At 44.0% G+C, this 8,120-nt stretch carries 11 protein-coding genes and 1 pseudogene; 4 read left to right on the forward strand and 8 right to left on the reverse strand.

From position 1 onward, the window contains the following. Positions 1 to 139 (reverse strand): annotated as a pseudogene (locus tag CH376_RS23135) (phosphoribosylglycinamide formyltransferase); the annotation flags it as partial. 311 nt (positions 140 to 450) lie between these two features. On the opposite strand from CH376_RS23135, the gene fliS reads away from it, so the two are divergent. Genes fliS through CH376_RS23150 form a run of 3 tightly spaced genes read left to right on the forward strand, consistent with a single transcriptional unit; the run spans position 451 to position 1,808 of the window. Next, entirely contained in the window at positions 451 to 900 is a 450-nt protein-coding gene (gene fliS / locus CH376_RS23140) for a flagellar export chaperone FliS (protein ID WP_069607446.1), read from the forward strand. Positions 901 to 903: 3 nt separating this feature from the next. Further along, positions 904 to 1,329, forward strand: a complete 426-nt coding sequence (locus tag CH376_RS23145; protein WP_100786432.1) for a hypothetical protein — start codon at positions 904 to 906, stop codon at positions 1,327 to 1,329. Continuing rightward, positions 1,323 to 1,808 carry a J domain-containing protein gene (locus CH376_RS23150; protein ID WP_100786473.1) on the forward strand — a complete coding sequence of 162 codons (486 nt, stop codon included), beginning with the start codon at positions 1,323 to 1,325 and terminating at the stop codon, positions 1,806 to 1,808. Before CH376_RS23145 ends, CH376_RS23150 begins: the two co-directional genes overlap by 7 nt. Here CH376_RS23150 and CH376_RS23155 read toward each other — a convergent pair. Genes CH376_RS23155 through CH376_RS23165 form a run of 3 tightly spaced genes read right to left on the reverse strand, consistent with a single transcriptional unit; the run spans position 1,795 to position 3,503 of the window. Next, complete coding sequence (locus tag CH376_RS23155) at positions 1,795 to 2,292, reverse strand: LIC11661 family lipoprotein (protein ID WP_100786433.1); 498 nt, start codon at positions 2,290 to 2,292, stop codon at positions 1,795 to 1,797. The two genes, CH376_RS23150 and CH376_RS23155, sit on opposite strands and share 14 nt — an antisense overlap. After that, positions 2,289 to 2,843, reverse strand: a complete 555-nt coding sequence (locus CH376_RS23160; protein ID WP_100786434.1) for an HNH endonuclease — start codon at positions 2,841 to 2,843, stop codon at positions 2,289 to 2,291. Before CH376_RS23160 ends, CH376_RS23155 begins: the two co-directional genes overlap by 4 nt. A 45-nt stretch (positions 2,844 to 2,888) precedes the next feature. After that, on the reverse strand, positions 2,889 to 3,503 hold the full coding sequence (locus CH376_RS23165; protein ID WP_100786435.1) for a DedA family protein: 615 nt from the start codon (positions 3,501 to 3,503) through the stop codon (positions 2,889 to 2,891). A gap of 125 nt (positions 3,504 to 3,628) precedes the next feature. On the opposite strand from CH376_RS23165, the gene CH376_RS23170 reads away from it, so the two are divergent. After that, positions 3,629 to 4,774, forward strand: a complete 1,146-nt coding sequence (locus CH376_RS23170; protein WP_165781782.1) for a deoxyguanosinetriphosphate triphosphohydrolase — start codon at positions 3,629 to 3,631, stop codon at positions 4,772 to 4,774. Between the two features lie 215 nt (positions 4,775 to 4,989). On the opposite strand, the gene CH376_RS23175 is transcribed toward CH376_RS23170, so the two are convergent. From CH376_RS23175 to CH376_RS23195, 4 genes are all read right to left on the reverse strand, one after another. Further along, positions 4,990 to 5,739: an LA_2272/LA_2273 family lipoprotein gene (locus CH376_RS23175; protein ID WP_243394766.1), complete on the reverse strand. Its 750-nt coding sequence runs from the start codon at positions 5,737 to 5,739 to the stop codon at positions 4,990 to 4,992. Between the two features lie 2 nt (positions 5,740 to 5,741). Beyond that, complete coding sequence (locus CH376_RS23180; RefSeq protein ID WP_100786436.1) at positions 5,742 to 6,449, reverse strand: LA_2272/LA_2273 family lipoprotein; 708 nt, start codon at positions 6,447 to 6,449, stop codon at positions 5,742 to 5,744. 113 nt (positions 6,450 to 6,562) lie between these two features. Continuing rightward, entirely contained in the window at positions 6,563 to 7,249 is a 687-nt protein-coding gene (locus tag CH376_RS23185; RefSeq protein WP_165781783.1) for an LA_2272/LA_2273 family lipoprotein, read from the reverse strand. Positions 7,250 to 7,276: 27 nt separating this feature from the next. Next, positions 7,277 to 7,954 (reverse strand): LA_2272/LA_2273 family lipoprotein, encoded by a 678-nt coding sequence (locus CH376_RS23195; RefSeq protein WP_125231949.1) that lies wholly within the window; start codon positions 7,952 to 7,954, stop codon positions 7,277 to 7,279. Positions 7,955 to 8,120 lie beyond the last annotated feature (166 nt).

Below are 8,120 nucleotides of genomic sequence, written 5' to 3' on the forward strand. Positions count from 1 at the left end.
GGTTGTCCGTGAGAAGGGCAATTCCGGTCCCGGCGATTTTGCCTTTTTTTACATTTTCGAGAACGGCTTTCAGATTGGAGCCTCTTCCCGACGCTAAAAATACGATCTTTTTTTTGGGTTTTGTAAACAGACTTGCCAAGGAAATTCTATCCGCGTAAAATCAGGGTTGTTCGTCTTTTCACCCCTTGGAGGGCTTGGACTTTGGGTTATCGAAATCCAAACAAAGGTTCTTTGTTTGCAAGGTCGAGTCCCTTGGAAAATCAAATCTTTGGATTTGACCGGTGATCGGACATAGCTCGACAAAAAGCCTAGTTGGGTTCGAATTTGAAAATCCATACGGTTTGGACGACTCAAAAACGCGTGAAAAGTTTTGAGAGAAACCGTAAGAATGTTCTGACCCAGCATTAAGGAGGCAACCGTTTTTGTCGAAGAGTATTTCAGGAGAGATACATGTCACTTGCCAGAAAATCCACAGCGACCGTTGAACAATATAAATCCAACGAAATCTCGACTGTCAGCCAGGGAAAACTCATCGTCATGCTCTATGATGGGGCGATCCGTTTTCTAAATATCGCTCTGGAGAACAATACTCCTAGAAAATACGATGTGGTTAACAATCATATCCTCAAAGCGGGGGAAATCGTAACCGAACTCATGCTTGCTCTCAATTTGGAACAAGGCGGGGAAGTGGCGAACAACCTTTTAGGAATCTACGTTTATATCAAAAAACGTTTGCTCGAAGCGAATATGAAAAAAGATTCCGAGATCATTCAGGAAATTATCAAATACATGGAAGATCTGAAATCGGCTTGGGAAGAAATCGAGAAAAAAGAAAAGTCAAACGTCGTTTCAGCCCCGTTTCAGGGAAGTCGCGGAAGCGGATTGTCGATTCAAGGATAGAAGTTGTCCTCGGCCGAATTCAAACAAAACGCCCAAGGCCTTGCCGTTCTCTTTGGAGAAAAAATTCTTCTCTTGGATGAGCTCATTCGAAATCAGAAACGGCAACTGGAAGTTTTCGGTTTTGGAGACGGGGAGACGGGCGCGAAGATCGAGGATTCCAATCTGAAAATCGTGGACAAACTCTGTTCCCTCGATCGTAAGATTGAAAAATCGGAAGAGGGCGTTCCGCAGAATTTAGAACTTATCGAAATCACGGAAACTCTGTTTCAAAAATTGGAAGAGTCCAGACTTCTCCATTCTCAAGTGGAAGAAAGAATGAAGGAAATTCTAAAAGAATATCAAAAAGAATTGAACGTCGCTCAGGTTCAGATTCAACTCAAACGTCATCTCCATCTCAGACAAGACTATTGGAAAACGGGGACCTGTTAGAAAGAGCCCTGGAGTTTTTGGGTTTGAGCCCGGGGTTTACGGAAGAAGAACTCAAAAGTCGTTTCTATCTCCTTTCAAAAAAATACCATCCCGACACCGGAGAATTTTCTAACGATTCCCTATTCAAAAAATTGATCGAATACAGGGACGTTCTGCATTCTTACCTCGAAAAGGAAATATTAAAAAAAGAGAATGTGATTTCTTCTTCGCATCCATTTTCTCAAAAAGCGGATTACGACGTTTATAAACTTGCGCGGGAGAACTATGATTTTGCGGTTCACGAATACTACAGAATCACGGACGGAAATCCTATATTCTTAAAAGGAGAGGAGAATCCGGCTCTTCGGAAATTGAGGAATTCTTTGCAGATCTCGAAATCGGGTTTTGAAGAATTGATCCGGTCCTTTCCTACGAGCATTTGGATTGCCGACGCAAAAGACACGCTTCAAAAAATAGAAGTCTGGTTTAAGGAACCTTGAGAGAGTTGGACGGCATCGAAAATACAAACCCGGAAGTACTTCCGTTTGTGATGCTGACCACAAGAACCTGAGAACGCAAAGTGAGGTATTGACCCGAAGTAACGGTTACGTTCATCTTGCAGATTCGATTTGCGTTTTCACCCGTAGCCGGAGTCGCGAGCGGACCGGAGTTTGGACTGAGTTCGATGGAATATTCGAGCGGTTGGTTCGGAATTAGATTGAGAACTCCTCCCGCACAATCAACTCCTGCGTTCAAATCGGTCGGAAAGCGGGAATCGTTTTCCGTGTTTCCTACGAAGAGTCGATAACCGCTAAAAAGAAGTTCCGGGTTTCCCGCTCTCATTCTGAGTTCGTAACCGGTCGCGATCGGCACGATGCTGATCAGTGTCGGAGGCGTGGAAATCAGTCTTGTAGTAGAATAGTGGGGACATCCGTAAAAGAAGAAAACCACAGGAAGAAGAACTAGAATAGAAAGACGTTTCAAAAAGAAATATACTCCCGCCAGCCGAACTTCTCCGCCTGCTGATCCGATATTGAGAAGAGTGGAAAGCGTAGCTTGGGTGTCACCCGATTTTCTTCCGGAAGGTTCCACTTCAATTCGGAGAGAAGTTTGTTTCCTTTTCTTGTATTGCAGTGTTTGCACGCGGCGACCAGATTCTCCCAAGAATTAAAATCTTTCGGCCTTTCTTTTTTGGGAACTCCCTCCCAACGGCTTCTAGGAATCACGTGATCCAAGGTCAGTTTTGAACTGGGAAATTTCTTTCCACAATAGACGCAGTGATAGTTATCCCTTTGAAAGATATTTTCCCGGGAAACCCGATCCTTTCTCGGAGGAACTCTGAAGTAATCTCTGAGAAGAATGATCCGAGGAGCCGTGAATTTGAGTTTTTCGGAGCGAATGAGAAGATTTTCATCATCCTTGATCAATTGAGCTTTTTCAAGAATGATAAGGATAAGGGCGTCTTTGACCGACCGGATCCCGATGGGGACGTAACCGGCATTCAGCACAAGCACCGGCTGCGCAAGAATGTCCATAACTGGTCAAACAATAGACGAATGCGGAAAGATGTAAAGAAATTCTTAGGGAGCCGCCGATCGTTTCTTTCGAATCCAATACGTGAATCCGAAGAAAAGAATCGCAGCGCCCAAAATTCCGAAGACCGTTAGCTGGCCTTGGTGCACCCAGGTAAGAAGGGTGTCAAAGTTGTGAGCTCCGAAGTAACCGAGGTAAACCCAGACCGGAACCGAAATGATCGCCGCCATAAAATCGAGTGCGACAAAACGATAGAAAGAGATCCGATCCGAAGTTCCAGCGGTGAGATAGATCGGCATTCTAAGACCGGGCATAAAACGTGCCATAAACGTGACCCAGTTTCCGTATTTTCCGATCTTGTCCTGGACCTTGGCAAAACGTTCCGGAGTTACGATTCTCGAAATCATAGGAATCTGTAAAACTCGAATTCCATAAATTCTTCCGAGTAAAAAAACGGAAGCGTCTCCGATGAGAACTCCCGCCATTCCCACCAAAAACATAAAGTGAGGATCCGCTTTTCCGAGGCCCGCGATCACGCCCCCTGAAACCAAGGAAATATCTTCAGGCACGGGAAGTCCGAAACCGCAAAGAATCAATACTAAAAAGACGGCGATGTATCCGTATTCGGAGAAGATATGAACGAGAAGATTTAAGAATTCCATTCCTACTTGTGACGCCTTGGGTTTTAGGATTTCAGAGACATTAAAATCTGGCTCCTTTAAAATAGCAGTAAACAAACAAAAAAAGTAAGAAGACTTTTTTAGAAAAGTTACCGATTTTTGGGATAGTGTATTATTCAAGAAACGAATTGATCCAGAAAGAGGAAGCGGGTCTCGCTCCTTACGCAGTATCCAGCGCCGAAAACGGAGGAAGGGTTTACGAAGAAGAGGAACATTCCTATCGGCTTCCGTTTCAAAGGGATCGGGACCGGGTCCTTCACTCCAGCGCTTTCAAACGACTCCAATACAAAACTCAGGTTTTTATCTTTTCGGTAGGGGAGAATTATAGAAATCGAATGACTCACACTTTGGAAGTCGCGGGGCTTTCTCGGACGATCGCTTCCGCGCTGGGTCTCAATTCTCATCTTTCCGAAACGATCGCGCTCGCGCACGATTTGGGTCACACCCCCTTCGGTCACGCGGGTCAGGATGTACTTTCGGGTTTGATGAAAGACCACGGAGGCTTTGAACACAACAAACAATCTTTAAGAATCGTGACCGCGATCGAAAAAAAGTATCCGGGTTTTCCCGGCTTAAATCTTTGCAGAGAAACTCTGAAAGGTTTGATGAAACACGGAGCCGACTACGAAAATTCCGGAATGTTTTTATCAAGACAGGAAGAAGGACCTTCTCTCGAAGGAATGATCGCCGATCTTTCCGACGAGATCGCTTATACGAGCCACGATATCGAAGACGGTTGGGAAATGGGTTATCTTCATCTGGGAGATTTATCCGAAAATCGTTTTTGGAAGGAAGTCTATCAAGATTGTAAGGCGCGTTATCCGGAAGCGGCGGAAAAAATATTAATTCGAACCTCGATTCGAAATCTCACAAACGCGATGGTTTCCGATCTGATCCAAAATATTTCCTTTCAATTGGAATCAAACGGCGTAAGCTCCGGAGAAGACCTTGCAAAAATTTGGAAAAGAGGGATAAGAATCGCAAATTTTTCGGAAGACGTGAACTTCAAGTTTCGGGAACTCAAATCTTTTCTCTACGAAAGATTGTATCGTCACGAAGATTTGGTGAGGATGAGCGATTACGGAAAGAAGGTAATCGAATCCTTGTTCGATTATTTTCTCAAACATCCCGAAAAAATTCCGGAAACCTACAAGGAAAGAATCGAAGAAGAATCCTTATATAGAGTGATCAGCGACTACGTCGCCGGAATGACCGATCGATACGCGGAAAAGATTTATCAGTCGTTGCCGTGAATTAAATTCTTTGTTTGGTTTGAATCAAAAAGGAAATCTCGCACAATCGAAAATTCAATCGTTTTCGATTGATTGCAACTATTGATTGCGAGCCTGACTACCAAAAGCCGGTTGGTCTATCTTGTTGCGTATTTTTGAAGTAGTGTTTAAAATTTCGGTTTTAGTTTTCGGAGGAATTTTCAATTTCAACTTTGACGTCAGAGCCACGCCGCCATTTATTTTGCCGGCGCTACTTTCCTATCGACTTTTGTTTCTGCGGGTTTTGGCTCTGTTTGCTGCGGTGAGGCAGGCTTTGAACAGTAATTGATTCCGATCATGATCGGGAAAGGGCCTTCCGAACAGAAATTCAAAACTCCGATCTGAAAATTTCCGTCTTCACCTATATTGATCGCTCCTATGCTGAGTCCTTTTCCGGAATTGACGAGTCCGAGGTTGAGTCCGTATCCGTAATTAAAACCGCCTACGTTGATTCCCAATCCTTCGTTGTTGATCAGACCGATCGTCGCACCGCTGCTTCCTTTATTGTAGATTCCCGCCGTGATAAAATATCCGCCGTTGACCGCTTTGTTATAAAGCCCCACCTGGAGTCCTCCCGCGCCGGTCTCTTCGATTTTGTTGATTCCGCCTGCTTGAACGGTAAATCCTCCGTTTTTTGCCTCGTTGTAGAGGGAAAGTTGAGCGCCGTAAGTTTTTCCGTCCGAAAAATTGACTCCACCAACTTGAACACCGATTAGGCGATCCTTGACCGCGTTGATAACGCCGATATTGACTCCGTAGAGGTTTTTCACTTCTCCGTAGAGGAGATTGACTCTCACTAGTTCCGTTTCCGTTTTTGCAGGGGTTCTCACAAAGGACTTTTCTCCTCTAAGTCCGCCGATTCCGCAGTTTAGGTTTAGGGCGATCGCAGAAATAAAACCCAGTCGAAATATGATAAAAGAGTAATTTATTAAATTCTTATGTTTCATGATTATTTACAATAGTTGAATCCGATCATAACCGGAAATCTTCCTTTTCCGCAAAAATTGAGAAGCCCAAACTGCATCGTAGGTTCCTCGTTCTCGTCTTCGCCTGCCGAGTTGATCAATCCGATATGGACTCCGGTTCCCCCGTTGAAGATTCCGATGTTAACCCCGCTTCCCTGGATGTTGAGAGCTCCGAGATTGACACCGCTGGAATTTTCGTTTAAAGCTCCGATGTTGATTCCTTGGGACGAAAGATTCGTTGCGCCGATCATAAGTCCGCTCGTTTTATAATTGCCGACTCCGATTGTCAGGTCGTAACCTTGTTTATCGCTTCCCAAGTTGATGATTCCGGCTTGAATTCCCTTGGAATCTCCATTTGTGGAGTTTACGATTCCGGCTTGGATTCCAAAACCTTTATTTTTCGCGGCATTGACCACCGCTATTTGGAAGCCGTAGGTTTTTCCTTCTGAAAAATTAACGATTCCGAGCTGCGCTCCATACAGATTTTCCTGGACTTCGTTTAACAAACCCACGTTAACTCCGGCGAGAGTTTTGACCTCTCCGTAGATTAGGTTGAGGCGTAAGAATTCGGTTTCAGTCTTGGGCGGTATTTTCGTCGTTAGGCGGGGAGTCAGTGCGAGGCCGCAGTTGGATACGGCCACCCATAAAAGCAGCCAGAATAGCAAAGCGATGGGTTTGATTTTATTTTTCATGATTTTGGTTAGGAGGTGAGACGCAATTGGAGGCGAAAAAAAAAAGTTGTCAATATTATTTCAGACCAAAATGGATTTCGAATCCGTAAAAAGCGGCGCGGATCGATAAGAATTTATTTCATTTCCGAATCGCGAGGCTTTTCCCTTTTTAACGAATCCCTTGTCGAGTTCGAGTTACAATAATTCACGACGATCATAAAGGGAATCGGACCGTCCTTGCAAAAGTTTAGAATTCCGATCTGAAAATTTTCTTTTTCACCCAAGTTGATGACGCCTAACGATACCGCCGAACCCTCATCGTTCCAATTGATCGCTCCGAGATTCCATCCATAGCCGTAGTTGAAAAATCCAATATTCATTCTTCCGCTTGCAATATTGGCGATCCCTATGGAAAGACCGGCATCGCCTTTCATACGTCGATCTCTGCTTTCCGGGCTTTCTTCCACGGACCGCCTTCCCGAATCTAAAAAAAAGTTCAAATTGAGAGCGCCTATTTTTAGAAGTCCGTAAGCGGGGGTTGAATTGTTGACTAAACCGATTTGTATCCCCGAGGCCTTTGTAGCTCCGTTTATGATCCCGATCTGCGCACCGATCAAATCGTGTTCAACGATATTCGCGAGTCCAAAATTCAATCCGTAGACGTTTCCCGCTTCTCCGTAGAATAGATTGATTCTTACGAGTTCTGTCCTTGCATCTGCCGGGACTTTTGCTGTGAGACGAGGAGTCAACGCCACACCGCAATTGCAAATAAGAATCCAACCGAATGCAAGGATGGAAGTCAGCCCTAGTCTGATATTCATTTTCAAGGTTGCTTTCTGTCGTTTCAATCAGTCTCTACTTAAAAAACAATAGTTTGCTAAGATCATTACCGGTAGCGGTCCAAATTCGCAATAATTGAGAATGCCGATATTCAACGAAGTACCAAAAGCATCATTGAAAAATCCAATATTAATACCCTGGACGAATAGATTGAACAAGCCCACATTTACTCCTCCGGAAAATATATTGGCGATGCCGATATTGAATCCACCGTCGGATTCTACGTTCAATGCTCCGATCGTAAATCCGCCTAAAAGATAAATCGGCATATTTTTTTCCGGATTCAACATGGAAAATCTTCCGCCTGAATTCATTACACCCATTCGAATTGCGTAACCGACGCCGTCCAAACGATTGTACACTCCGATTTGAATCGGAATTGTACCGTTATTTGCTTTGTTTAGGATTCCAATTTGAATTCCGGTAAGATTGGATCTTACCTCGTTCGAAATTCCAACATTCAGTCCAAATAGGTATTCCGCTCTTCCATGGATCAAATTGATCCGAAGAATTTCCACATCCGATTTTTTCGGAATTTTAATGATGGGATTGTTCCTTTCGATCCCGCCGACGGCGCAGGCCGAAAGAAAGGATATGAATCCGATCCATATTAAAAATCGATAATGTATTTGAGTAAAACCTGATTTCACGGCGGATGTCTGTTTTTGTTTTAAGGGATACATCATGGATCGTTTTCGGAAACTCTTTCATTACAACAAGGAAACGGAGTTTCCTTTGATTCGTTTTCTCATTCTATGGAACCAAGGGAAGAACCGATCAACAGAATCGGGTTTGAAACGTTTCCGATGAAATCGAAACTCAAAGAAAGAGAATGGACCGGAAATAAAAAAG

The organism is Leptospira adleri (genome assembly GCF_002811985.1).
GTDB lineage: Bacteria > Spirochaetota > Leptospiria > Leptospirales > Leptospiraceae > Leptospira > Leptospira adleri.